This window comes from Pseudomonas sp. P2S-1 (assembly GCF_057197725.1).
Genome location: NZ_CM170068.1, coordinates 5,830,980 through 5,853,742, shown reverse-complemented (window position 1 = coordinate 5,853,742; position 22,763 = coordinate 5,830,980). Strand labels below are relative to the sequence as shown.

At 63.3% G+C, this 22,763-nt stretch carries 25 protein-coding genes; 8 read left to right on the top strand and 17 right to left on the bottom strand.

The window, feature by feature from the left end; all coding sequences use genetic code 11:
• Positions 1 to 4 precede the first annotated feature (4 nt).
• Positions 5 to 814, top strand: coding sequence for a TIGR02285 family protein (locus tag AC2CQI_RS26260; protein WP_484578333.1), 810 nt, complete (start codon positions 5 to 7; stop codon positions 812 to 814).
• Positions 815 to 1,058: 244 nt separating this feature from the next.
• On the opposite strand, the gene AC2CQI_RS26255 is transcribed toward AC2CQI_RS26260, so the two are convergent.
• Both AC2CQI_RS26255 and AC2CQI_RS26250 read right to left on the bottom strand, forming a co-directional pair.
• Positions 1,059 to 1,352, bottom strand: coding sequence for a DUF3509 domain-containing protein (locus AC2CQI_RS26255; protein WP_372239127.1), 294 nt, complete (start codon positions 1,350 to 1,352; stop codon positions 1,059 to 1,061).
• Positions 1,353 to 1,514: 162 nt separating this feature from the next.
• Positions 1,515 to 2,726, bottom strand: coding sequence for an EAL domain-containing response regulator (locus AC2CQI_RS26250; RefSeq protein ID WP_484578332.1), 1,212 nt, complete (start codon positions 2,724 to 2,726; stop codon positions 1,515 to 1,517).
• Positions 2,727 to 2,918: 192 nt separating this feature from the next.
• Here AC2CQI_RS26250 and AC2CQI_RS26245 point away from each other — a divergent pair, with 192 nt between their 5' ends.
• Positions 2,919 to 3,095, top strand: coding sequence for a hypothetical protein (locus AC2CQI_RS26245; protein WP_178392024.1), 177 nt, complete (start codon positions 2,919 to 2,921; stop codon positions 3,093 to 3,095).
• Positions 3,096 to 3,267: 172 nt separating this feature from the next.
• On the opposite strand, the gene thrC is transcribed toward AC2CQI_RS26245, so the two are convergent.
• The 4 genes from thrC to xerD all read right to left on the bottom strand — a co-directional run bounded on the left by thrC (position 3,268) and on the right by xerD (position 7,939).
• A complete protein-coding gene (thrC, locus tag AC2CQI_RS26240; protein WP_075804540.1) occupies positions 3,268 to 4,677 on the bottom strand; it encodes a threonine synthase in 1,410 nt (469 codons plus the stop codon).
• Positions 4,678 to 4,779: 102 nt separating this feature from the next.
• Entirely contained in the window at positions 4,780 to 6,084 is a 1,305-nt protein-coding gene (locus AC2CQI_RS26235) for a homoserine dehydrogenase (protein WP_075804539.1), read from the bottom strand.
• A gap of 86 nt (positions 6,085 to 6,170) precedes the next feature.
• Positions 6,171 to 6,902: a bifunctional protein-disulfide isomerase/oxidoreductase DsbC gene (gene dsbC / locus AC2CQI_RS26230; RefSeq protein ID WP_075804538.1), complete on the bottom strand. Its 732-nt coding sequence runs from the start codon at positions 6,900 to 6,902 to the stop codon at positions 6,171 to 6,173.
• Between the two features lie 140 nt (positions 6,903 to 7,042).
• Positions 7,043 to 7,939, bottom strand: a complete 897-nt coding sequence (gene xerD / locus AC2CQI_RS26225; RefSeq protein WP_075804537.1) for a site-specific tyrosine recombinase XerD — start codon at positions 7,937 to 7,939, stop codon at positions 7,043 to 7,045.
• A 78-nt stretch (positions 7,940 to 8,017) separates the two neighbouring features.
• On the opposite strand from xerD, the gene AC2CQI_RS26220 reads away from it, so the two are divergent.
• Positions 8,018 to 9,817, top strand: coding sequence for a cation:proton antiporter (locus AC2CQI_RS26220; protein WP_484578331.1), 1,800 nt, complete (start codon positions 8,018 to 8,020; stop codon positions 9,815 to 9,817).
• Between the two features lie 6 nt (positions 9,818 to 9,823).
• On the opposite strand, the gene AC2CQI_RS26215 is transcribed toward AC2CQI_RS26220, so the two are convergent.
• The 6 genes from AC2CQI_RS26215 to ffh all read right to left on the bottom strand — a co-directional run bounded on the left by AC2CQI_RS26215 (position 9,824) and on the right by ffh (position 13,960).
• A complete protein-coding gene (locus AC2CQI_RS26215; protein WP_075804535.1) occupies positions 9,824 to 10,231 on the bottom strand; it encodes an acyl-CoA thioesterase in 408 nt (135 codons plus the stop codon).
• 172 nt (positions 10,232 to 10,403) lie between these two features.
• Positions 10,404 to 10,754, bottom strand: a complete 351-nt coding sequence (rplS, locus tag AC2CQI_RS26210) for a 50S ribosomal protein L19 (protein WP_042122082.1) — start codon at positions 10,752 to 10,754, stop codon at positions 10,404 to 10,406.
• A gap of 41 nt (positions 10,755 to 10,795) precedes the next feature.
• Complete coding sequence (trmD, locus tag AC2CQI_RS26205) at positions 10,796 to 11,548, bottom strand: tRNA (guanosine(37)-N1)-methyltransferase TrmD (protein ID WP_484578330.1); 753 nt, start codon at positions 11,546 to 11,548, stop codon at positions 10,796 to 10,798.
• A gap of 3 nt (positions 11,549 to 11,551) precedes the next feature.
• Positions 11,552 to 12,088: a ribosome maturation factor RimM gene (gene rimM, locus AC2CQI_RS26200; RefSeq protein WP_075804533.1), complete on the bottom strand. Its 537-nt coding sequence runs from the start codon at positions 12,086 to 12,088 to the stop codon at positions 11,552 to 11,554.
• A gap of 5 nt (positions 12,089 to 12,093) precedes the next feature.
• On the bottom strand, positions 12,094 to 12,345 hold the full coding sequence (gene rpsP / locus AC2CQI_RS26195; protein ID WP_009403592.1) for a 30S ribosomal protein S16: 252 nt from the start codon (positions 12,343 to 12,345) through the stop codon (positions 12,094 to 12,096).
• A 238-nt stretch (positions 12,346 to 12,583) separates the two neighbouring features.
• Complete coding sequence (ffh, locus tag AC2CQI_RS26190; protein ID WP_484578329.1) at positions 12,584 to 13,960, bottom strand: signal recognition particle protein; 1,377 nt, start codon at positions 13,958 to 13,960, stop codon at positions 12,584 to 12,586.
• Positions 13,961 to 14,204: 244 nt separating this feature from the next.
• On the opposite strand from ffh, the gene AC2CQI_RS26185 reads away from it, so the two are divergent.
• From AC2CQI_RS26185 to AC2CQI_RS26175, 3 genes are all read left to right on the top strand, one after another.
• Positions 14,205 to 15,017: a cytochrome C assembly family protein gene (locus AC2CQI_RS26185; RefSeq protein WP_075806714.1), complete on the top strand. Its 813-nt coding sequence runs from the start codon at positions 14,205 to 14,207 to the stop codon at positions 15,015 to 15,017.
• 10 nt (positions 15,018 to 15,027) lie between these two features.
• Entirely contained in the window at positions 15,028 to 16,230 is a 1,203-nt protein-coding gene (locus AC2CQI_RS26180) for a transporter associated domain-containing protein (RefSeq protein ID WP_484578328.1), read from the top strand.
• A 307-nt stretch (positions 16,231 to 16,537) separates the two neighbouring features.
• Positions 16,538 to 17,842: an MFS transporter gene (locus AC2CQI_RS26175; protein WP_484578327.1), complete on the top strand. Its 1,305-nt coding sequence runs from the start codon at positions 16,538 to 16,540 to the stop codon at positions 17,840 to 17,842.
• A 40-nt stretch (positions 17,843 to 17,882) separates the two neighbouring features.
• Here the strand turns inward: AC2CQI_RS26175 and purT are convergent, their stop codons facing one another.
• From purT to AC2CQI_RS26150, 5 genes are all read right to left on the bottom strand, one after another.
• Entirely contained in the window at positions 17,883 to 19,064 is a 1,182-nt protein-coding gene (purT, locus tag AC2CQI_RS26170) for a formate-dependent phosphoribosylglycinamide formyltransferase (RefSeq protein WP_075806711.1), read from the bottom strand.
• A 224-nt stretch (positions 19,065 to 19,288) separates the two neighbouring features.
• The gene (locus tag AC2CQI_RS26165; protein WP_075806710.1) at positions 19,289 to 19,756 is read right to left on the bottom strand and encodes a VUT family protein; all 468 of its coding nucleotides are present in this window, start codon (positions 19,754 to 19,756) and stop codon (positions 19,289 to 19,291) included.
• Positions 19,757 to 19,820: 64 nt separating this feature from the next.
• Positions 19,821 to 20,036 carry a DUF1289 domain-containing protein gene (locus AC2CQI_RS26160; RefSeq protein WP_075806709.1) on the bottom strand — a complete coding sequence of 72 codons (216 nt, stop codon included), beginning with the start codon at positions 20,034 to 20,036 and terminating at the stop codon, positions 19,821 to 19,823.
• Positions 20,036 to 20,560: a gamma carbonic anhydrase family protein gene (locus tag AC2CQI_RS26155; RefSeq protein WP_075806708.1), complete on the bottom strand. Its 525-nt coding sequence runs from the start codon at positions 20,558 to 20,560 to the stop codon at positions 20,036 to 20,038. The genes AC2CQI_RS26160 and AC2CQI_RS26155 overlap by 1 nt, the downstream gene beginning before the upstream one ends.
• 43 nt (positions 20,561 to 20,603) lie before the next feature.
• Positions 20,604 to 21,203 carry a CoA pyrophosphatase gene (locus AC2CQI_RS26150; RefSeq protein ID WP_075806707.1) on the bottom strand — a complete coding sequence of 200 codons (600 nt, stop codon included), beginning with the start codon at positions 21,201 to 21,203 and terminating at the stop codon, positions 20,604 to 20,606.
• A 131-nt stretch (positions 21,204 to 21,334) separates the two neighbouring features.
• On the opposite strand from AC2CQI_RS26150, the gene AC2CQI_RS26145 reads away from it, so the two are divergent.
• Positions 21,335 to 21,895 carry an NUDIX hydrolase gene (locus tag AC2CQI_RS26145; protein ID WP_075806706.1) on the top strand — a complete coding sequence of 187 codons (561 nt, stop codon included), beginning with the start codon at positions 21,335 to 21,337 and terminating at the stop codon, positions 21,893 to 21,895.
• 26 nt (positions 21,896 to 21,921) lie between these two features.
• A complete protein-coding gene (locus AC2CQI_RS26140) occupies positions 21,922 to 22,479 on the top strand; it encodes a L,D-transpeptidase family protein (protein WP_075806705.1) in 558 nt (185 codons plus the stop codon).
• Positions 22,480 to 22,763 lie beyond the last annotated feature (284 nt).

Here is a 22,763-nt window from a genome sequence, read left to right as displayed (position 1 = left end):
CGGAATGGCCGTGGCCAAGGAGCGACTGACCTGGCTGCTGCGGGATCTGCCGCCGCTGACCATCTTCGAAGGTTCGCGCAAGGGCCAGGGCGCGGTTGACCAGTTGCTCGCGCAACTGATCGAGCAACTGCCCGAGTACGACCACAGCATCCTGCGGGTCAACCGCGCCCGGGCCATGCAGATGCTGGCCGAACCCAGCTTCACCTGCGACCCGACCCTGCTGTGGACCCCGGAACGGGCGAAATTCATCCATTTCTCGGTGCCGAGCATGGGCACCCTGAGCAACGGCCTGATCGTGCGCAAGCAGGATGCGGCGATGGTCGAGCCGTTCCTGGTGGACGGCAAGGTCGATCTCAAGGCCTTGCTGGCGAGCCATACCTCGCGCCTGGGGATGGTCGCCGAGCGTAGCTACAGTACGCCGGTGGACATCCTGCTCAAGGCCACCCCGCCCGACACCCTGACCCCGCACTACGGCAATGATGCGGTACGCAGCCTGTTGCAGATGCAGAACCTGGGGCGTTTGAAGTGGCTGCTGGGATACTGGCCGGAAGTGCGCTACCTGGCCGGGGAGCTGGGCCAGCCGCTGGATGCCCTGACCTTCTATCCGATCCAGGGCATGGCGCCGTACCAGTTCATCCATGTCGGCTGCTCCGACACCCCGCAAGGGCGCGAGGCGGTCAGCCATATCGATGAACTGCTGCTGAAGATGCGCGATGCCCACCTGCCGCAGTTGTACGCTGAATGGCTGGATGAGCAGACCCGCGAGACCTATCTGCTGGATGCCCAACGCTTCTTCGTCGAAGACCATCCTTGAGCTTCAAGCCTCAAGCTTCAAGCCGTAAGAAAAAAGCCAGCCCGCGCCGCGCTCGCTTTCTCTTACGGCTTGAGGCTTGAAGCTTGCAGCTCGAAAAAAAGAAACCCCGAACGGTGGGGAGCCCGATCGGGGTTAAACGAAGGCCCTTGGATGGCCTTTCGTGGAGGCGGTCAAAGCGCATCGGAGCAAAATGCCGTCTGGCCGCCTGTATCCTTTCTGAGTACCTTGACCCGCAAAGGTTCCCTCACAAGGTAGCCGATAAGTTGCGACCCTGCCGGGCATGTTGCCAGGCCGCGATCACACAGGGTTGCAGGCGCCCTTCGGCGATGCGCAGATCGCGTTGCACGCCGTCCACCAGGTCCACCAGCAGGCGCAGGTCCTGCAACTGGCTGGCCGGGGTGGTGCGTTGCAACACTTCAAAACCGTTCTCGTCACGCAGCGACAGCGTGAACGTGCCCGTCCCCAAGGGCTCCAGGGTGACCTGATAAGGTGCCAATGCTTCATTGAGCAACAAGCTGACAGATTCCATCTTGTTCATTTTCACCTCGTTAGAACCAAGTGGTCTTTGACTGACCCCGCCAATCTCGAAAAAGTTCGACACCACGGGGCTTTCACCAGGGGATTCACCCGAGCATGCCCGGGAAAGATGACAGATTGACTCTGCCCTCCCTTGCAGCAATATCAAAAAGCCACCAATGGTTCAAGCCACGCCTTGTTGGCCATTGGTCGAAGGCTCGCGGGCGTTGATCCACTTGAGCAGTTCGCCGCCGGACATCGGCCAGGCAATGAAGCCGCCCTGCACCCGGACATGACCCAGGCCCTGCACGGCCTGCCAGTCGGCCAGTGTATCGACGTCCTCGACCACTACGTCGAGCTCGCCGCGTCGCGCCAGGATCAACGCCGAGGCCACGATTGCCGCCTTCTTGCCGTCCTCGGTCATGCCACGGACGAATTCACCGGGGAGCTTCAGCTCGCTCAGGGGCAGGTCAAAGAGTTGCCGGAGATTGGCAGCGCCGCGGCCGAAGCCGTCCAGGCACAGGTGGCAGCCCAGTTTGCGCAGGTTGGCCAGGCGTTGCAGTTGGACGTTGTCCAGTTGAGCGCAGTGGCACTCGGAGAATTCGAGGGTCAGGGCGCTGGCGGGGAGTCGGTGCTGGATCAGCAGTTCACCGAGGCGATCGACGAAGCCTTCGTCGAGCAGGATCGCCGGAGGTACGTTCACCGCCACCGGCAGAGGGCGCTGGTCTTCCAGGCGAATCGCCTCGCTGACGGCCACGGCTTTTTCCAGCACGTGCCAGGTCAGCATTTCAAGCAGCGCGGCGCCTTGCTGCGGGATGAAGAACGCTCCCGGAGCCAGTAATCCCAGGGTCGGGTGTTGCCAGCGGACCGCGGCTTCGACGCCGATCAGGGTGCCATTGGCGTCGATCTTGGGCTGGTAGCTGACTTTCCACTGGTTGCGGGAATGGGCCAGTTGTTCGGGGGATAGACGGGCCAGTTCGAGGATTTGCGCAGTGGCCTTGGGTGCCGGAGCACTGTCCTGGTAATCGCTGAGCAGGCGATGCAGCAGCGCGCCGCTGGCAGGCTTCTGCACGCAGCCGAGCAAGCGCAGGCCGAGTTGCGGGGTGAGTTCGGCGATAGTCTCGAGCAATGCCGGCTCGGCATCGCTGAGCACGATCAGGCCCGACGCCAGGCGATGCTGGGCCAGGTGCCGGATCATCGCCAGGCCGTCCGGGCCGTCCATGTAGAGATCGCAGATCGCCACATCCACCGGTCCGCGGCGCTCCAGCATCTGCATGGCAACCGGCACCGATTCGGCGGTGAGTACGTCGAACACGCCGTTGGCATTGAGCATCTGGTGCAAGGCCATCAGCTGAAAGGGGTGGTCTTCGAGGATCAGGACCTTGAGCGAGTGCATGGGAGCAGGTCTCCGTGGTGGCACGAAGGGGCGACTCTAGGGAAATTGTGCGGGGGGACCTATAGGACAAATCCGAAAGAAAGGTGAATGTTTCCGACGGGGGATCTGACGGTAGATCAGGAAATGGCTGCCTTGGCTTTTGAGGTCTGTGCCAGCAGGATTGTTGGTGAACTCAGCTCAAGGAGTCTTTCAATGTCGATCAATCCAATCCGTAACGATGACGAGTTGCGCGCGGCATTGGAACGGCTTGAAGCCATCTATCAGGCAGAGCGTGAAACGCCCGAAGCCATTGAGATGGAGGCGTTGGTGGCTGCAATCAGCGCGTATGAAAGTGAGCACTACCCACTGACCGATCACAAGATTACGTAGGAGCGTGGCTTGCCCGCGATGGAGCGCGTAGCGGTCCCAAATTGGCACTGGCAACACCAATTTTGGGAGCGCTTCGCACTCCTTCGCGGGCAAGCCACGCTCCTACAGGGAAATAGGCGTCAGGCATGAAAAAGCCCGTCACTGAGGACGGGCTTTCTTCACCACGAACCGCTTACAACGGCTTGCCACGGTTGCCATGCTGGCTGACGAACGCCTGAACCTGGCTCAGGTCATTGGCCAACACGGTGCACTTCTCTTCCCGCGAGAACAGGTCGGTCAGGTGCGCCGGCAGTTCCAGGGCCTTGCCGACACCAGCCTTTTCCACCGCATCCGGGAACTTGACCGGGTGCGCAGTACCCAGTACGACCATCGGGGTGTCCAGGCTGCGACGGCATTCGCGGGCAGCCTTGACGCCAATGGCGGTGTGCGGGTCGAGTACTTCGCCAGTCTGGGCGAAGACTTCAGCGATGGTTTCGCAGGTTTGCGCGTCATCCACGGCCAGCGAGTCGAACAGCTTGCGCGCTTCGGTCCAGCGGTCCTGCTCGACGCTGAAGCCGCCACCTTGCTTGAAGCTGGCCATCAGCTCGGCGATCGCCGCGCCATTGCGACCGTGCAGGTCGAACAGCAGGCGCTCGAAGTTCGACGACACCATGATGTCCATCGACGGCGACAGGGTCGCGTGCAGGGTTTCCTTGACGTACTGGTTGCCGCTCATGAAGCGGTGCAGGATGTCGTTGCGGTTGGTGGCGACGATCAGTTGGCTGATCGGCAGGCCCATGTTGCGCGCCAGGTAGCCGGCGAAGATGTCGCCGAAGTTGCCGGTAGGCACCGAGAACGCCACGGAACGGGCCGGGCCACCGAGCTGCAGGGCGGCGTGGAAGTAGTAGACGATCTGGGCCATGATCCGCGCCCAGTTGATCGAGTTGACCGCAACCAGGCGGGTACCCTTGAGGAAGCCCTGGTCGGCGAAGCTGGCCTTGACCATTTCCTGGCAGTCGTCGAAGTTGCCTTCGATGGCGATGTTGTGGATGTTCTCGCCCATGATGGTGGTCATCTGGCGACGCTGCACTTCCGACACGCGCTGGTGCGGGTGCAGGATGAAGATGTCGACGTTGTCGCAACGACGGCAGCCTTCGATCGCGGCGGAACCGGTGTCACCGCTGGTGGCGCCGATGATCACCACGCGCTCGCCGCGCTTGGCCAGGACGTGGTCCAGCAGGCGGCCGAGCAGTTGCAGGGCGAAGTCCTTGAACGCCAGGGTCGGGCCGTGGAACAGCTCGAGTACCCACTCGTTGCTGTTCAACTGGCGCAGCGGCGCGACCGCTGCGTGGGCGAACTCGCCGTAGGTTTCCTCGAGGATCTTCTTGAAGTCGGCATCGGCGATGCTGCCGGTGACGAACGGACGCATCACCCGGAACGCCAGCTCGTGGTACGGCAGGCCGGCCCAGGAAGCGATCTCTTCCTGGGTGAAGCGCGGCAGGTTTTCCGGAACGTAGAGGCCACCGTCACTGGCGAGGCCCGCCAGCAGGACGTCTTCGAAATTCAGGGCAGGAGCCTGGCCACGGGTACTGATATAGCGCATTTGGGCAAACCTTCTTGGGAGCTGCAAGCTTTAAGCTGAAAGCTGCAAGAGGGGCAGTGGCGCCTGCTCTTGCAGCTTATGGCTTGTCGCTTGAAGCTGGAATTAATTGAGCTGTTCGACGCGGATCCGCACGACCTTGCCGACCACATCCTGCAGGGCTTCCAGGGCGACGATGGCGTCGTTCATGCGCTGTTCCTGCACCTCGTGGGTGAGCAGGATCATCGGTACCAGGCCGTCCTGTTCCTCGACGTCCTTTTGCATGATCGATTCGATGTTGATGCCACGCTCGGAGAGGATGCTCGCCACCTGGGCCAGTACGCCCGGGTGGTCCTTGGCCTGGATGCGCAGGTAGTACGCGGTTTCGCAGGCTTCGATCGGCAGGATCGGGTGGGCGGACAGCGCGTCCGGCTGGAAGGCCAGGTGCGGTACGCGGTTTTCCGGGTCGGAGGTCATGGCGCGCACCACGTCCACCAGGTCGGCGACCACGGAAGAAGCGGTCGGCTCCATGCCGGCGCCGGCGCCGTAGAACAGGGTCGAACCGGCAGCGTCGCCGTTGACCATCACGGCGTTCATCACGCCGTTGACGTTGGCGATCAGCCGGTCGGCCGGGATCAGGGTCGGGTGCACCCGCAGCTCGATGCCGGCCGCGGTGCTGCGCGCCACGCCGAGGTGCTTGATGCGGTAGCCCAGGGCTTCGGCGTAGTTCACGTCAGCGGTGGTCAGCTGGGTGATGCCTTCGGTGTAGGCCTTGTCGAACTGCAGCGGGATGCCGAAGGCGATGGACGCGAGGATGGTCAGCTTGTGCGCGGCATCGATGCCTTCGACGTCGAAGGTCGGGTCGGCTTCGGCGTAACCCAGGGCCTGGGCTTCGGCCAGCACGTCAGGGAAGGTACGGCCCTTCTCGCGCATCTCGGTGAGGATGAAGTTGCCGGTGCCGTTGATGATGCCGGCGACCCAGTTGATGCGGTTGGCCGACAGGCCTTCGCGGATCGCCTTGATCACCGGGATGCCGCCGGCCACCGCCGCTTCGAAGGCGACGATGACGCCCTTCTCGCGGGCGCGGGCGAAGATCTCGTTGCCGTGCACGGCAATCAGCGCCTTGTTCGCGGTGACCACGTGCTTGCCGTTGTCGATGGCCTTGAGGACCAGGTCGCGGGCCACGGTGTAGCCGCCAATCAGTTCAATGACAATATCGATATCGGGGTTGCTCGCCACCTCGAACACGTCAGCGGTAATGGGGGTACCGGTAATCTGGCAGTTCGGGTTGGGCGTACGCATGGCAATCTGTGCCACTTCGATTCCACGCCCGGCGCGGCGGGCGATTTCCTCGGCGTTACGCTTAAGTACATTGAAGGTTCCGCCACCGACGGTCCCCAACCCACAGATGCCTACTTTGACCGGTTTCACTGTGAACTCCCCATTGAACGGCCAGCCCCTCGGCCAGCCGTGAAAAAAGCCGTCTCCCCATGAAGACGGCTCGCTGATTGATTAGCTTACTTGGCGCCGGCCAGGGCCAGTGCGGCCACTTGCTTGGCCGGCTGGTAGCCCGGGATCACCTGGCCGTCCTCGAGGACGATGGCCGGGGTGCCGTTGACACCGATCGACTGGCCCATGGCGAACTGCTTGCTCACCGGGTTCTCGCACTTGGCGGCCTTGATTTCCTTGCCACCGATCATGTTGTCCAGGGCCGAGTTGCGGTCCTTGGAGCACCAGACCGCCTGCAACTGCTCATCACCCGGCGAGCCGAGGCCCTGGCGCGGGAAGGCGACGTAGCGCACTTCGACACCCAGCTTGTTCAGCTCGGCGACTTCTTCATGCAGCTTGTGGCAGTACGGGCAGGTGGTGTCGGTGAACACGGTGATATGCGACTTGGCCTGGCCCTTGGCCGGGTAGACCACCATCTCCGAGGTCGGGATGCTGTTGATGGTCTTGGCGATGCCTTGGCGCTCGGCCTTCTCGGTGAGGTTGACCGGCTTGCCGTTCTCCAGTTGGTACATGTTGCCCTGCAGCACGAATTGGCCGTCGGCACTGGCATACAGGACACGACCGCCCTGCAGCTTGACTTCGTAGAGGCTGGAGAGCGGGCTCTTTCCGATACTCTCGACCGGGATTTCGGAGTCCAGTGTTTTCAATGTATCGCGGATTGCCTTTTCGGCATCGTCAGCCACGGCAAACGGAGTGACCAGGGCCAGGGCGGCGGCCGCAAGGGTCTGGATCAAACGCATGGGGGGTAACTCCTTACATAGGACCGGAATAGGGACGCCCGTGCTGAAAACGCGGGGATTTCGCCGGCCCAGGACGTGAACATTGAAAGACTAACACATTCATTGCCCAGTACACGGGCCGTCTAGAAGCCAAATAACGGCTAACCGCGCGGATGATGACGAGCGTGCAGTTCCTGCAGGCGGGCCTTGGCCACATGGGTGTAGATCTGGGTGGTGGAGAGGTCGCTGTGACCCAGAAGCATCTGCACCACCCGCAGGTCGGCGCCATGGTTGAGCAGGTGGGTGGCGAAGGCGTGGCGCAGGGTGTGCGGCGACAGCGCCTTGCCGATACCGGCGACTTGCGCGTGGTGCTTGATGCGGTGCCAGAAGGTCTGCCGGGTCATCTGCTCGCCGCGCAGGCTGGGAAACAGCACATCGCTGGGGCGGCCGTTGAGCAGGTCGGCGCGGCCATCACGCAGGTAGCGCTCGATCCACAGCACCGCCTCCTCGCCCATGGGCACCAGGCGCTCCTTGCTGCCCTTGCCCATCACCCTCAGCACGCCCTGGCGCAGGTTGATCTGGTCAAGGGTCAGGCTGACCAGTTCGGTCACCCTCAGGCCGCAGGCGTAGAGCACTTCGAGCATGGCGCGGTCACGCTGGCCGATGGCTTCGCTGAGGTCCGGGGCATGCAGCAAGGCCTCGACATCGGCTTCGGACAGGGACTTGGGCAGCGGCCGCCCCAGTTGTGGCATTTCCACTTGCAGGGTCGGATCGACGCCGATCAGTTTCTCGCGCAGCAGATAGCGATAGAACCCTCGCGCGCCGGACAGAAAGCGCGCGGTGGAGCGCGGTTTGTAGGCTTGATCCATACGCCAGCCAAGGTGATCGAGGATCAGCTCGCGACCGGCGTTCGGCAGGTCGACGCCCTTCTCCTGCAACCAGCCGTTGAACAGGGCCAGGTCGCTGCGATAGGAGGCACGGGTATTGTCGGAAAGGCCCTTTTCCAGCCACAGGGCATCGAGAAACTGGTCGATCAGGGGATGGTCGATGGCGGGCATGGCAACTCGGAAAACACAGGATGAAAACGCCGAAAGACCGCTAGTCTTCCATAACCATGCCGGGAGAGGGAAATCCGAATGAACGAGCAACAGATCCTGCTGGCGTTTGGCGGTATCGGGCTGGCGGCGCTGGGTTGCCAGTGGCTGGCCTGGCGCTTGAAACTGCCGGCGATCCTCTTTCTCCTGCTCAGCGGCATCCTTGTCGGCCCGGTGCTGGGCTGGCTGGATCCGCAGGCGATGTTCGGCCCGTTGCTGATGCCGCTGGTCTCCCTGGCGGTGGCACTGATCCTGTTCGAGGGCAGCCTGACCCTGCACCTCTCGCAATGGCGCGAAATCGGCAGCGTGGTGCGGCGCATGGTCACCCTCGGAGCGCTGGCCACCTGGATCCTCATCGCCCTGGCAACCCACTGGCTGCTGGGCTTCGACTGGCCCCTGGCGGTGCTGTTCGGCACCCTCACCCTGGTCACCGGCCCGACCGTGATCGTCCCCATGCTGCGGGTGGTCCGCCCCAAGGCAACCATCGCCAACATCCTGCGCTGGGAAGGCATCGTCATCGATCCGATCGGCGCACTGCTGGCCGTGGTGGTGTACAGCTTCATCATCGCCAGCGCTGCCGATGACGGCCTGAGCCAGAGCCTGAAGACCTTCGCCGGCGTGCTGGCCTGCGGTTGCGCCTTCGGTGCGGCGGGTGGCTGGCTGCTTGGCCAGGTGATGCGCGAGCAGTGGCTGCCGGAATACCTGCACAACCTGGCTTCGCTGGCGGCGGTGCTGGGCATCTTCGTGGCCGCCAACCAGGTCATGGCCGAGTCCGGGCTGCTGGCGGTCACGGTCATGGGCATGTGGCTGGCCAATATGAAAGGCGTGGATGTGCGGCAGATCCTGCATTTCAAGGAAAACCTCAGCGTGCTGCTGATTTCCGGCCTGTTCATCCTGCTGGCGGCACGCCTCGACCTGAATGCCCTGCTCGGTCTTGGTCCGGCGGTGCTGGCGCTGCTGCTGGTGATCCAGTTGATCGCCCGGCCGCTGAACGTCGCCCTGTCGACCTGGGGCTCGGCGCTGACCTGGCGAGAGCGGGCCTTGCTGGCCTGGGTCGCACCACGAGGCATCGTCGCCGCCGCGGTATCGGCGATCTTCGCCATCCGCCTGGATGAAGCCGGACATGAAGGCGCCCTGCTGCTGGTGCCGCTGACTTTCGCCGTGATCATCGGCACCGTGGTCCTGCAAAGCGCGACGGCGCGGCCGTTGGCGCGCTTGCTGAAAGTCGCGGACCCGGCCCCCAGCGGCTTTCTCATCGTCGGCGCCAACCCACCGGCGCGGGCCATCGGCAAGGCGCTGCAGGCGATGGGCAGCCGGGTACTGCTGACCGATTCCAGTTGGGAGAACATCTGCGCGGCACGCATGGACGGGCTGCCGACCTACTTCGGCAACCCGGCGTCGCAGCACGCCGAGGTGCACCTGGACCTGGTCGGCCTCGGGCACCTGCTCGGGCTGTCCCCCGCCGGCGAACTGAATGCGCTGGCGTGCATGCGCTTTCGCCATGACTTCGGCCCACAGCGCCTGTTTGCCCTGGCCAGCGGCCTGGAGGTCAGGCGCAGCGACAAACACCGCGCCAGTCAAGAACACCGGGGTGAAGCCCTGGGCAGCCAGGCGCTGACCTATGTGCAACTGGCCAACCAGCTGCATCAGGGCGCCGAGCTCTACAGCACGCACCTGACCGAAGCCTTCGGCTGGGAGGCCTATCGGGAACTGCATGGCGAGCGGGCGACCTTGTTGTTCGCCCGGGATGCCCATGGCTGGGTGCATGTGTTCGGGCCGGACAGCCCGCTCACACCGGGCGCGGGCTGGACCCTGCTGGCGTTGATCCAGCGCGAGGCCTGAGCGGACTCAGAAGCCCGGCAATACCGGCACCGGACGCTTGTCCTCATCGATGGCGACGAAGCTGAACAGGCCGTGGATGGCCTTTTCGCGGCTGTCGCAGCTCATGCTCTCGACGAACACTTCGACTTCCACTTTCAGGCTGGTATTGCCGACTTTCACCACACGGCCGACCAGCTCGACGATGGAGCCGGCGGCGATCGGGTGCTTGAAGTCGATGCGGTCGGTGGACACGGTCACCAGCGGCAGGCGGCAGAAGCGCGTGGCGGCGATGAACGAGACTTCGTCCATCCAGGCCAGGGCGGTACCGCCGAACAGGGTGTTGTGGTGGTTGGTGGTGGACGGGAAGACGGCCTTGGTCACGCGGGTCACCGACAGGTCGGTGCGGCGCTGGATTTCCTGGTCTCGGGTGGTCATGGGGTCACTTGAACTTGTAAGGCAGTTGCAAGCTTCAAGCTGCAAGCCATAAGGAAAAGCAACTGCGGTGTCATCTGCTTTTTCTTATGGCTTGCAGCTTGAAACTTGAAGCTCGAAAAGCAAAAAGGGCAGCCCGAGGGCTGCCCTTTCTTTCGCAAAGGTCGGACTGGACTCAGGCCAGTTTTTCCTTGATGCGAGCTGCTTTACCGGACAGGTCACGCAGGTAGTACAGCTTGGCTTTACGCACGTCACCACGACGTTTCACGGCCAGGCTGTCGATTTGCGGGCTGTAGGTCTGGAAAGTACGCTCAACGCCAACACCGTTGGAGATTTTGCGAACGGTGAATGCGCTGTTCAGACCGCGGTTGCGCTTGGCGATTACAACGCCTTCGAACGCCTGCAGACGGGAACGATCGCCTTCCTTCACTTTCACCTGAACGACTACGGTGTCGCCCGGGGCAAAGGTAGGGATCTCTTTGCTCATCTGTTCAGCTTCGATCTGCTGAATGATTTTGTTGGTCATCTTGTGCTCCTAAGGCAAATCACGGATTTACCATCGATACGTTAACTATCGTCCCGCTCGCGGATGTATTCCTCGAGCAGCTTCTTCTCTTCTCCAGAAAGTGAGCGACTTTCCAGAAGATCGGCACGTCGTTCCCAGGTCCGACCAAGGGACTGCTGCAAACGCCAGCGCCGGATGTGTGCATGGTTGCCACTTAGCAACACGTCGGGTACACGCTGATCCGCATACACCTCAGGTCGGGTGTAGTGCGGGCAATCCAGCAGACCATCGGTGAAGGAGTCTTCCTCCGCCGAGTCCACATGCCCCAAAGCTCCGGGCAGCAGCCGTGTAACCGCATCGATCAGGACCATCGCCGGCAGCTCGCCGCCAGACAGTACATAGTCGCCAATCGACCACTCTTCATCGACATGAGCCTCGATAAAACGCTCGTCGACGCCTTCATAACGACCGGCTATCAGAATCAACGACTCATGCTTCGCCAGGTCCTTGACCGCCGACTGTGTCAGCTTGCGGCCTTGTGGCGAGAGGTAGATCACCTTCGCCGTTCCTCCGGTTGCCTGCCTGGCCTCGACCAGGGCGTCTTCCAGAGGCTTGATCTTCATCACCATGCCCGGACCACCGCCAAAAGGCCGATCATCCACCGTGTGGTGACGATCCGTGGTGTAGTCCCGCGGGTTCCAGCAGGTCAGTTGCAACAACCCCTGTTTCACCGCGCGGCTGGTAATGCCGTACTCACTGATGGCCGAGAACATCTCGGGGAACAACGTAATGACTTCTACGCGCAGGCTGGCCATTGCTTAGAAATCCGCATCCCATTCGACCCTCATCTCACTCGCTGCCAGGTCGATTGCCAACACGCACTGCCGGGTATAAGGCAGTAGCCGTTCACGATCATCCAGGCTGCCAGCACAGGGCTTGACCACCATTACATCGTTCGCGCCGGTCTCCAACAGGTGATCAACCTTGCCGAACAGTTGTCCGTCCTGGTTGATGACACTCAGGCCCACGAGCTGGTACCAGTAGTACTCGTCGTTGGCCAGGTTGGGCAAAAGGCTTCTCGAGATGCAAATCTCGAAACCGCTCAGAAGACGTGCTTCGTCGCGATCGTCCAGCCCCTTGAGCTTGGCGACCAGATCCTTTTGACCGGATCGGCCTTTGACCAGCTCGACCTGCTTGACCACACCCTCGCGCCGAAGCGTCCAGTGGCGGTACTGCAACAGGTTGTCGATCGGATCGGTAAAGGAAAACACCTTCACCTCGCCGCGAACGCCGTGTACCGAAAAAATCTTGCCGACGACGATCAGGTCGTCCGCACTTTCTGGCGTCGCGTTCATATTGCTCAGGCAGCGGCCTTGGCAGCTTCCTTCAGCAGCTGAGCAACGCGCTCAGACGGCTGGGCACCTTGAGACAGCCAGTAGGTGGCACGCTCTTGGTTTACGGACAGTTTGACTTCTGCGCCCGAAGCAATCGGGTTGAAGAAGCCGATACGCTCAACGAAACGACCATCGCGCGCATTGCGGCTGTTGGTCACGGTGAGGTGGTAGAATGGGCGCTTTTTGGAGCCGCCACGGGCAAGACGGATGGTTACCATGTGAACATCGTTCCTGTAGTCGGTGCTGCAAATCTATAGGCCAAACGGGTACGGGTACCCGAAAGGCCGCATATTCTCAAGGAATACACGGGCTTTTGCAAATGCCTTTTTTCTGGCAAGCGCCTGTCTGTCATACAGATCTGCAATGAAGCCACTCTTCATAGAGATGGCCATGTCCCCGCCGCGAGGCGGGTTCCGGGTGCGGCCCCGATAATCAGGGCCGCACCGCGAATCGGGTTTACAGCTTGGGCATGCCGCCGCCGGGCATCATGCCGCCCAGGCCGCGCATCATCTTGGCCATGCCGCCCTTGGCAGAAAACTTCTTCATCATCTTCTGCATCTGCTTGTGCTGCTTGATCAGGCGGCCGATGTCCTGCACCTGGGTGCCGGAGCCGATGGCGATCCGGCGCTTGCGCGAACCACTGATCAGGTCAGGGTCGCGGCGCTCGGCCGGGGTCATCGAGTTGATGATCGCTTCCATCTGCTTGAACTGCTTCTCGGCCGCGCCCTGGGCGTTGCCCATCTGCGACAGGTTGACCCCGCCGATGCTCGGCAGCTTGTCCATCAGGCCGCCGAGGCCGCCCATGTTCTTCATCTGTTGCAACTGGTCGCGGAAGTCCTCGAGGTCGAAGCCCTTGCCCTTCTTGAGCTTCTTGGCCAGCTTGTCGGCCTTGGCCTTGTCGATGTTCTGCTCGGCCTGCTCGATCAGGCTGAGCACGTCGCCCATGCCGAGGATGCGCGAAGCGATACGGTCCGGGTGGAACGGCTCCAGGGCTTCGGTCTTCTCGCCCATGCCGATGAACTTGATCGGCTTGCCGGTGATGGCGCGCACCGACAGGGCGGCACCGCCACGGGCATCACCGTCGACCTTGGTCAGCACCACGCCGGTCAGCGGCAGGGCATCGCCGAAGGCCTTGGCGGTGTTGGCGGCGTCCTGGCCGGTCATGGCGTCGACCACGAACAGCGTCTCGACCGGCTTGACCGCGGCGTGCAGGTCCTTGATCTCGGTCATCATGTCGGCGTCGATGTGCAGACGACCGGCGGTGTCGACGATGACCACGTCGATGAATTTCAGCTTGGCTTCACGGATCGCCGCTTCGGCGATGGCCACCGGCTTCTGGCTGATATCGGACGGGAAGAAGGTCACGCCGATGTCGTTGGCCAGGGTTTCCAGCTGCTTGATCGCCGCCGGGCGGTAGACGTCGGCGGAGACGACCATGACGGTCTTCTTCTTGCGCTCTTTCAGGAAGCGCGCCAGCTTGCCGGCGGTGGTGGTCTTGCCCGCACCCTGCAGACCGGCCATCAGCACCACGGCAGGCGGTGCGGCATTCAGGCTCAGGTCTTCGTTGGCGGCGCCCATCAGCTCTTCGAGCTCGGCCTGGACGATCTTCACGAAGGCCTGGCCCGGGGTCAGGCTGCGGGAAACCTCGGTACCGACCGCACGTTCCTTGACCTTGTTGACGAAGTCCTTGACCACCGGCAGGGCGACGTCGGCTTCGAGCAACGCCATGCGCACTTCGCGCAGGGTGTCTTTGATGTTGTCTTCATTCAGCTTGGCCTTGCCGGTGACATGGCGCAGCGTCTGTGACAGACGATCGGTCAGGTTTTCAAACATGGGGATCCTTTCAGGCTCTGTGGAACCGGGGTTTAGCCAGCCGTGGGCACGGGCAGGGGCGCGATTATAGCGAAGACTGGCGCCAGCGCACACCATGGTGCAGGGCTTGTAGGAGCGTGGCTTGCCCGCGAAGGACCGCGGAGCGGTTCCAAAACCTGCCAAACCGCCCGTCGACAGCCATGCTTCCTAGGGGGCAGCGTTCTATGCCAAACTCGGCGACTTTCGGGCTTGCCTAACAGGACTTATGCTCCCCTTGTCACCCAGCTTGCTACCCAACCTGATCGCCGCCTGCCTCTACGCCGCCGCGATCATCCTCCAAGGCACCGGCCTTGCCCGTGGCGTCAAGGCCGACAAACGGCTGCTCGGCCTGCTCGGTGCCCTGGCCGTGATTGCCCAGGGCAGCGCGCTGTTCTGGCAACTGCTCACGCCCCTGGGCCTGAGCCTGGACTTCTTCAGCGCCGCCAGCCTGATCGCCACCGCCGTGATCGCCATCACCCTGATCGCCTGCCTGAGCATCCCGGTGGAAAACCTGCTCCTGCTGCTCTTCCCCCTCGGCCTGCTGACCGCGCTGATCGCCCAGTTCGCGCCGTCCGGCACGGTGCCGCTGATCAATGAAGAGCCCGGCATCCTCGCCCATATCCTGCTGTCGATCCTGGCCTATGGCCTGTTCACCATCGCGGTGTTCCAGGCGTTGCTGCTGCTGGTGCAGGATCACCAGCTCAAGCACAAGCACACCTCCGGCCTGATCCGCAATTTCCCGCCGCTGCAGACCATGGAAAGCCTGCTGTTCGGTTTCCTCTGGGCGGGCTGGGGCCTGCTCTCGCTGTCGCTGGTTTCCGGCTGGCTGTTCCTCGACAACCTGTTCGCCCAGCACCTGGTGCACAAGACCCTGCTGTCCTGCGTCGCCTGGGTGGTGTTCGGCGTGCTGCTGTGGGGCCGCACCCGTCTCGGCTGGCGCGGGCACAAGGCGATCCGCTGGACCCTGGCCGGTTTCTGCCTGCTGATGCTGGCCTACTTCGGCAGCAAGCTGGTACGCGAATTCATCCTGCATATCTGACGAGCGATCGATGGACACTCTGCCGCTGGCTCCGCTGCTCGGGCTACTGGCCCTGGCCTTGTTGTGGTCGGCACTGTTCACTGCGGTGGATAGCGCACGCCAGCGCCTGATCAATCATCCGCGCCTCGAAGGCATTCCGGCCCAGGCCCTGGTGCTCGGCTCGACCCTTGGCAAGCTGCTGGTGTTCGCCCTCGCCGCCCTCACCGGCTTGCGCTGCCAGGGCGAAAGCGGCTTCTGGCTGGGCTGCCTGGGCGCCGCCCTGCTCCTGCTGGTCTGCGCCGAGTACCTGCCCCGGCAACTGGCCCGGCGCAACCCGGAAGCCTTTATCGGCCTCGGCATCATCCTGCGTTTCCCGCTCTACCTGCTGCAGCCGCTGGCCTGCCTGCTGGACGGCATCGCCCGCCTGATCGTGCGGCCTTTCGCGGTCAAGCCGGCGGTGGTCAACCACCACGAGCACGACGACAGCCAGGTGGACGATACCGACGAGGACAGCGAGAAAACCGGCGTCCACCCCTTCCCCGCCAGCCTGCTGGCCCTGGAAAAGATCACCGTCAACCACATCCTCGTGCCGCGCAGCGAAGTGGACGGGGTCAACCTCGACGATACGATCGAAGACATCACCGCCCAGCTGATCGCCTGCAAGCACACGCGCCTGCCGGTGTTCCATAGCGATATCAACCAGGTCCAGGCGGTGCTGAATATCCGCCATATCGCCCACCTGCTGCCAACCGCCGAACTGACCTTCGAAAGCCTGCTGGGCGCCTGCTACGAGCCTTACTTCGTTCCTGAAAGCACTCCACTGCAGCTGCAACTGCTGAATTTCCACAAGCAGCAGCGACGCATGGGCATCGTCGTCGACGAATACGGCGAGGTGCAGGGGATCGTCACCCTGGAAGACATCCTCGAAGAGATCGTCGGCGAGTTCGAAGAACAGGACAACCACGACAACCCGCATATCCACCCCATGCCGGACGGGCGCTACGTGATCGAAGGCGCCATCGCCATTCGCGAGCTGAACCGTTGCCTGGGCTGGCACCTGCCCAGCGACGGCCCGAAAACCCTCAACGGCCTGGTCACCGAGGCGCTGGAAAGCATCCCCGACAGTGCCGTGTGCCTGAAGATCGGCCGCTATCGCCTGGAAATCCTGCAGACCGAGGACAACCGCGCCAGCCGCATCCTGGTCTGGACCGTAGCCCGCTCGCCGGTTGCCTGATTCATTACAGGCGGAACGCTCGGGATAGACACATCCGGTATCGAATCTGGCTATACTCGGCCTACGCTTACCCAGCCCTGCCGTCGCGCCCGCTACCCGCACCCGGCGCTTTCCGGCCAGTCCGCACCGCCTGCATCGCGCGCTTTTACCGGTACTGCTTCACACCCCGAACAGTGCCCGCGCCCGCCTCCATCCCCACGGGGCGTATGCTCGGCCATGCGAGCCATACCTATAAATACGCTCCGGCCCCTCGCTGCCAACCGTGCGTGGTCGCCAGAAGAGCACTCGACTGTCAGGGGTTCTCCAGATGACATCCAGCAGCACCTACAACGACACGGACGCCGTGCCGTCCGGCAACTCGCCCGCCCGCGTCGCCACCGCCAGTTTTATCGGCACCGCCATCGAGTTCTACGATTTCTACGTCTACGCCACTGCCGCCGCATTGGTGATCGGCCCGGTGTTCTTCCCGCAGACCTCCGGCACCGCGCAGATGCTCTCGGCGTTCCTTACCTTCGGTATCGCCTTCCTTGCCCGGCCGCTGGGTTCGGCGCTGTTCGGCCACTTTGGCGACCGGATCGGCCGCAAATCGACCCTGGTCGCCTCGCTGCTGCTGATGGGCGTGTGTACCACCCTGATCGGCGTGCTGCCGGGGCATGACAGCATCGGCATCTGGGCGCCGATCCTGCTCTGCGTGCTGCGCTTCGGCCAGGGCCTGGGCCTTGGCGGCGAATGGGGTGGCGCGGCGCTGCTGGCCACGGAGAACGCGCCGAAAGACAAGCGCGCCTGGTTCGGCATGTTCCCGCAACTGGGCCCGTCCATCGGCTTCCTCGCCGCAAACGGCCTGTTCCTGGCCCTGGCCATGCTCCTCAGCGACGAGGACTTCCGTGCCTGGGGCTGGCGCATTCCGTTCCTGCTCAGCGCTGCGCTGGTCATCGTCGGCCTGTATGTGCGCCTGAAGCTGGAAGAAACGCCGATCTTCGCCAAGGCCATCGCCCGTCATGAGCGGGTGAAGCTGCCGGTGGTCGAGCTGTTCGCCCAGTACTGGCTGCCGGTGCTGCTCGGCGCCCTGGCCATGGTGGTGTGCTACGCGCTGTTCTACATCTCCACGGTGTTTTCCCTGAGCTATGGGGTCTCGACCCTGGGCTACACGCGGGAAACCTTCCTCGGCCTGCTGTGCTTCGCCGTGCTGTTCATGGCCCTGGCCACGCCGCTGTCGGCCTGGCTCAGTGATCGCTACGGACGCAAGCCGGTACTGATCGTCGGCGCCCTGCTGGCCATCGCCTCGGGCTTCCTCATGGAGCCCCTGCTGACCTCGGGCTCGACCACCGGGGTGGCGCTGTTCCTGGCCATCGAGCTGTTCCTGATGGGGGTGACCTTCGCGCCGATGGGTGCTCTGCTGCCGGAGCTGTTCCCGACCCACGTGCGCTACACCGGTGCTTCGGCGGCGTACAACCTGGGTGGCATCGTCGGTGCGTCCGCTGCACCGTTCTTCGCGCAGAAGCTGGTGGTGATGGGGGGCTTGAGCTGGGTGGGGGGTTATGTCTCGGCTGCGGCCCTGCTGAGCCTGATTGCCGTGCTGTGCCTGAAGGAAACCCGGCACTCGGATCTGTAACGAAAAACGGGGCTGCCTGGCAGCCCCGTTGTCTTGAGCCTTACAGCTCGACCTTCACCGCTTGCGAAGCACGGGTCGCCTTGGCCCGGGCCGCTTCGATCGACTCGTCACGGGCCAGGCACACGCCCATGCGCCGCTGACCATTGACTTCCGGCTTGCCGAACAGGCGCAGCGCGGTGTCCGGCTCGGCCAGGGCGGCGCCGAGGTTGTCGAAGGCGGTCTGTTCGGACTTGCCTTCCACCAGTATCACCGCCGAGGCCGAAGGGCCGAACTGACGGATCACCGGGATCGGCAGGCCGAGGATCGCCCGCGCGTGCAGGGCGAACTGCGGCAGGTCCTGGGAGATCAGGGTGACCAGGCCGGTGTCGTGCGGACGCGGCGACACTTCGCTGAACCAGACCTGGTCGCCCTTGACGAACAGTTCCACGCCGAACAGGCCACGGCCACCCAGGGCCTCGGTGACCGCCTTGGCCACGCGCTCGGACTCGGCCAGGGCCACCGGGCTCATCGCCTGTGGCTGCCAGGATTCCTGGTAGTCGCCCTTCTCCTGGCGGTGACCGACCGGCGCACAGAACGTGGTGCCGCCGATATGACGAACGGTCAGCAGGGTGATTTCGTAGTCGAAGTCGATGAAGCCTTCGATGATCACCCGGCCCTTGCCGGCGCGGCCGCCTTCCTGGGCGTAGTCCCAGGCCTGCTGCAGGTCGTCGGCGCTTTTCAGCAGGCTCTGGCCCTTGCCCGACGAGCTCATCACCGGCTTGACCACGCACGGGAAGCCCAGGTCCAGGGCTGCGGCCTTGTAGTCTTCGAAAGTGTCGGCGAAGTGGTATGGCGAGGTCGGCAGGTCCAGCTCTTCGGCGGCCAGGCGACGGATGCCTTCGCGGTTCATGGTCAGTTGCGCGGCGCGGGCGGTCGGCACCACGGTGAAGCCTTCGGCTTCCAGCTCGACCAGGGTGGCGGTGGCGATGGCTTCGATTTCCGGCACGATGTAGTGCGGCTTCTCGGCCTCGATCACCGCGCGCAGGGCGGCGCCGTCGAGCATGTTGATCACGTGGCTGCGGTGCGCAACCTGCATCGCCGGGGCGTTGGCGTAGCGGTCCACGGCAATCACTTCAACGCCCAGGCGTTGCAGCTCGATCACCACTTCCTTGCCCAGCTCGCCGCAGCCGCAGAGCAGTACACGGGTCGCGGTGGGCGACAATGGAGTTCCGATACGAGTCATCACAGGTCCTCAGGGGGAGAAATCCAGGACCGCCCCAGCACGGTGCGGGCCAGCGAAAGGGGCGTATTTTACATGAGCCCACCCTCTTTGGGGCGACGCCGGCCCTGTGGGAGCTGGCTTGCCAGCGATGAGGCCGGCACAAGCAGAGAGGTTGTCAGGACTGGCCAAATCGCTGCGGTGCGGCGGTCCGACAAGCCAGCTACCACAGGGTTCGGTGCAAGCCGTCAGTTGGCGACAGCGTTCTTGCGAACCCGCCAGGCCATGGCAAGCCATACGGCGGTGACACCCGCAAACTTCGAAGCCAGCGCCGTCCCCACCACCGCCGGCGTCAGCGCGCCGATCATGCCGAAGAAGATGAAGGTGTCGATGGGAATGCTCAGCGCCGAGCTGATCCACAGGCGGTCATGCAGCGGCCGCTTGGTAATGCTGAACACCAGCCAGTCGATCAGCTCGGACACGGCGAAGGCCGTGGCGCTGGCCAGGGCGATGGCCGGCTCCGAGGTGATATAGGACAGCACCAGCGCCGCCAGCATGGCCGCCAGGGCACCATGGCCGAAACGGGTCTGGACCATGTCGCGCAGGACGAACACCAACCCGCCCCAGGCGGACCAGATGACATCCAGATGCGGCGCACTGGAGAAGGCGTAGTTGATCAGCACCACGCTGCTGATATAGGCGATGAGAAAGAACATGAGAGGTGACCTGCAGACAAGCCGCACAGGGTACTTGAGCAGCCCCGTGCGGCCAAGCCCCGGATCAGCCGGCCTTGGCCGGTTGCCCGAAGATCAGGCCCGCCGCCAGGGCCCGCTCGTGACACAGGACCAGCACCTGGCGGCGCTCGTCGTTGTCCATCCGGCCCCAGCGGGTGATTTCCATGGCGGTGCGCTGGCAACCGGTGCAGATATCGTGGTCATCCAGCGCGCAGATGCTGACGCAGGGCGAGGCCACGGGTTTTTCGGCTGTGCTGCTCATCAATCCTCCTGCGGCGCCAGGTCGCGGGCATAACGCTGGGCGTTGTGCACGTAGTGGGCAGCGCTGGCTTCCAGCATCTTCTTCTGCGCATCGGTCAGTTCGCGGACGATCTTGCCCGGCGAGCCCATGACCAGCGAACCATCGGGAATTTCCTTGCCTTCGGGAATCAGCGCATTGGCGCCGATGATGCAGTGCTTGCCGATCTTCGCGCCGTTGAGGATCACCGCGTTGATGCCGATCAGGCTGAAATCGTCCACCGAGCAGCCATGGAGCATGGCGTTGTGACCAATGGTCACGCCCTTGCCGAGGGTCAGCGGCGAGCCCATGTCGGTGTGCATCACCGTGCCGTCCTGGACGTTGCTGTTCTCGCCGATATCGATCAGTTCGTTGTCGCCACGCAGCACCGCGTTGAACCAGACGCTGGCCCCCGCCTGCAGGCGGATCTTGCCGATCAGCGTGGCATTGGGCGCCACCCAGCTTTGCGGATGGGTTTCGACCCGCAGGTCGCCCAGACGGTATTTCATGCGTGGATCCTCACGGTGGATGCGCGGCGGGTGGTCCCGCTCGTCAGATTGGAGTGAAGCGTTCGGGCGGCTGGTGCAGGCTGATCTGCGTGTCGTAGAGCAGGTTGACCAGCTCGACGATCATGATCGCCGACAGGCCCCAGATCTTGTATTCGCCGTAGCGGTAGCTGGGCACGTACCAACTGCGGCCCTGGTAGTCGATCCGGTGGGTGTGGTCGCGCGGGTCCTGGCGGAAGAACTCCAGGGGTACGGTGAATACTGCGGCGATCTCGGCATCGTTGGGCTGGTATTCGACGTAGTCGGGGATCAGCCCGACATAAGGCGTGACCTTCAGGCCATGCAGGGACACCAGCGGGCTCAGCGGCCCGACGATTTCCACCAGCCCCGGCGGCAGGCCGATTTCTTCTTCCGCCTCGCGCAACGCGGTGAACACCAGGTCGGGGTCTTCCGGATCGCGACGCCCGCCCGGGAAGGCCACCTCGCCACCGTGGGTGGACAGGCCCTTGGCGCGCAGGGTCAGGACCAGCTCCGGCTCTTCGCTGCGGGTGATGGGCAATAACACCGCGGCCTCGGGAAAACGTCGATCGGTTTCCAAAGTGCCCGGGGTGTGACTGCTCACACGGCGAAGTAGCTCGTCCAGCATGGTCTCTCTCGTTCCAATAGCGTTCTGCATCATGCACCAAAGCCGCCCCGCGCCCAAGCCCCACCGACGATCGCCCTTGCCGGGCACGGCAGCGGGGCGCGAAGATAGCCGCAACTCACAGGAAGATAAGCATGAAATACTGCAGTGCGTGCGGCAAGCCGGTCACCCAGCGCATTCCCGATGGCGATTCGCGCCTGCGTTATGTCTGCGACCACTGCCAGACTATCCATTACCAGAACCCCAATATCGTCGCCGGCGTGCTGCCCAACCATGGCAGCCAGGTGCTGCTCTGTCGCCGCGCGATCGAACCGCGCAAAGGCTACTGGACCCTGCCCGCCGGTTTCATGGAGAACGGCGAGACCATGGAACAGGCCGCACGTCGGGAAACCGTCGAGGAAGCCTGCGCCCGGGTCGGCGACCTGAGCCTTTATCACCTCTACGATCTGCCGCATATCAACCAGGTGCATGTGTTCTTCCGCGGCGAACTGGCCGACCTGGACTTCGCGGTCGGGGTCGAGAGCCTGGAAGTGCGGCTGTTCGAGGAACACGAGATCCCGTGGGACGAGCTGGCTTTCCGCACCGTGCGCGTCACACTAGAATGCTACTATCGGGACCGCGAAAAGCAGCACTATCCGGTGCGCAACGACAGCCTGCCGCCCTCTTTCGCCCCGCCACCCATACTCGAACAATGAAAGCGATTTCCCGGGGATACCGTTCAATGCGCTGGTTGCTTGCCCTTTTCTGCCTGAGTGTTGCGTCGCTGTCCCAGGCGGCCTACACCGAGACCATCATCAGGAAGCCGGTCACCGAGGTCGCACCGCTGGCCTCTCCCGCTACCGTCAACACGGCCGGGCGCATCGACAAGGTGCTGGTGATCAAGTCGCAGCGGCGTCTGGAACTGATCAGCAATGGCCAGCCGCTGAAGACCTACCGCATCTCCCTCGGCAAGAAACCCCTCGGCGCCAAGGAGCGCGAGGGCGACAAGCGCACGCCTGAAGGCTTCTACTGGCTGGACTGGCGCAAGGTCTCGGACCGCTACAACCTGGCGATCCACGTGTCGTATCCGAACATCACCGACTCGGCCAGGGCCCGGCGTGACGGCGTGCCGCCGGGCGGCATGATCATGATCCATGGCACCCCGGACAGCGAGGAATACCCGGAACAGGTGTTCCACACCCTCGACTGGACCGAGGGCTGCATTGCCATGCGCAACATGGACATGCGCGAGGTGTGGAACCTGGTCCAGGACGGGACCATGATCGAGATCCGGCCCTGAGGCTGGAACAGCCTCCGACAAACAGTAGATTTCTGCTGTTGCTGATGGCCTCATCGCCGGCAACGCCGGCTCCCACAGGGTTCTGAGTCAACCGCAGAATTCGTGTCCGGCGCAAAACCTGTGGGAGCTGGCGTTGCCAGCGATTGGCCAGACCAGACACCATCATTGCCTTGTACTGATCCACTCCCTCAGAAATTTCCTCAGTAAACCCCGCCTTTTTCCCACCCAAGCTCGCGCATTTCCCCAGCATCCAGACGGATGCCCCGTGCCCTAGATTCCTTTCC

Bases quoted from the DNA above. Each gene is read 5' to 3' on its own strand.
- AC2CQI_RS26260 (WP_484578333.1), top strand. From the start codon at position 5: ATGGCCGTGGCCAAGGAGCGACTGACCTGGCTGCTGCGGGATCTGCCG.
- AC2CQI_RS26255 (WP_372239127.1), bottom strand. From the start codon at position 1,352: ATGAACAAGATGGAATCTGTCAGCTTGTTGCTCAATGAAGCATTGGCA.
- AC2CQI_RS26250 (WP_484578332.1), bottom strand. From the start codon at position 2,726: ATGCACTCGCTCAAGGTCCTGATCCTCGAAGACCACCCCTTTCAGCTG.
- AC2CQI_RS26245 (WP_178392024.1), top strand. From the start codon at position 2,919: ATGTCGATCAATCCAATCCGTAACGATGACGAGTTGCGCGCGGCATTG.
- thrC (WP_075804540.1), bottom strand. From the start codon at position 4,677: ATGCGCTATATCAGTACCCGTGGCCAGGCTCCTGCCCTGAATTTCGAA.
- dsbC (WP_075804538.1), bottom strand. From the start codon at position 6,902: ATGCGTTTGATCCAGACCCTTGCGGCCGCCGCCCTGGCCCTGGTCACT.
- xerD (WP_075804537.1), bottom strand. From the start codon at position 7,939: ATGCCCGCCATCGACCATCCCCTGATCGACCAGTTTCTCGATGCCCTG.
- AC2CQI_RS26220 (WP_484578331.1), top strand. From the start codon at position 8,018: ATGAACGAGCAACAGATCCTGCTGGCGTTTGGCGGTATCGGGCTGGCG.
- AC2CQI_RS26215 (WP_075804535.1), bottom strand. From the start codon at position 10,231: ATGACCACCCGAGACCAGGAAATCCAGCGCCGCACCGACCTGTCGGTG.
- rplS (WP_042122082.1), bottom strand. From the start codon at position 10,754: ATGACCAACAAAATCATTCAGCAGATCGAAGCTGAACAGATGAGCAAA.
- trmD (WP_484578330.1), bottom strand. From the start codon at position 11,548: ATGGCCAGCCTGCGCGTAGAAGTCATTACGTTGTTCCCCGAGATGTTC.
- rimM (WP_075804533.1), bottom strand. From the start codon at position 12,088: ATGAACGCGACGCCAGAAAGTGCGGACGACCTGATCGTCGTCGGCAAG.
- rpsP (WP_009403592.1), bottom strand. From the start codon at position 12,345: ATGGTAACCATCCGTCTTGCCCGTGGCGGCTCCAAAAAGCGCCCATTC.
- ffh (WP_484578329.1), bottom strand. From the start codon at position 13,960: ATGTTTGAAAACCTGACCGATCGTCTGTCACAGACGCTGCGCCATGTC.
- AC2CQI_RS26185 (WP_075806714.1), top strand. From the start codon at position 14,205: ATGCTCCCCTTGTCACCCAGCTTGCTACCCAACCTGATCGCCGCCTGC.
- AC2CQI_RS26180 (WP_484578328.1), top strand. From the start codon at position 15,028: ATGGACACTCTGCCGCTGGCTCCGCTGCTCGGGCTACTGGCCCTGGCC.
- AC2CQI_RS26175 (WP_484578327.1), top strand. From the start codon at position 16,538: ATGACATCCAGCAGCACCTACAACGACACGGACGCCGTGCCGTCCGGC.
- purT (WP_075806711.1), bottom strand. From the start codon at position 19,064: ATGACTCGTATCGGAACTCCATTGTCGCCCACCGCGACCCGTGTACTG.
- AC2CQI_RS26165 (WP_075806710.1), bottom strand. From the start codon at position 19,756: ATGTTCTTTCTCATCGCCTATATCAGCAGCGTGGTGCTGATCAACTAC.
- AC2CQI_RS26160 (WP_075806709.1), bottom strand. From the start codon at position 20,036: ATGAGCAGCACAGCCGAAAAACCCGTGGCCTCGCCCTGCGTCAGCATC.
- AC2CQI_RS26155 (WP_075806708.1), bottom strand. From the start codon at position 20,560: ATGAAATACCGTCTGGGCGACCTGCGGGTCGAAACCCATCCGCAAAGC.
- AC2CQI_RS26150 (WP_075806707.1), bottom strand. From the start codon at position 21,203: ATGCTGGACGAGCTACTTCGCCGTGTGAGCAGTCACACCCCGGGCACT.
- AC2CQI_RS26145 (WP_075806706.1), top strand. From the start codon at position 21,335: ATGAAATACTGCAGTGCGTGCGGCAAGCCGGTCACCCAGCGCATTCCC.
- AC2CQI_RS26140 (WP_075806705.1), top strand. From the start codon at position 21,922: ATGCGCTGGTTGCTTGCCCTTTTCTGCCTGAGTGTTGCGTCGCTGTCC.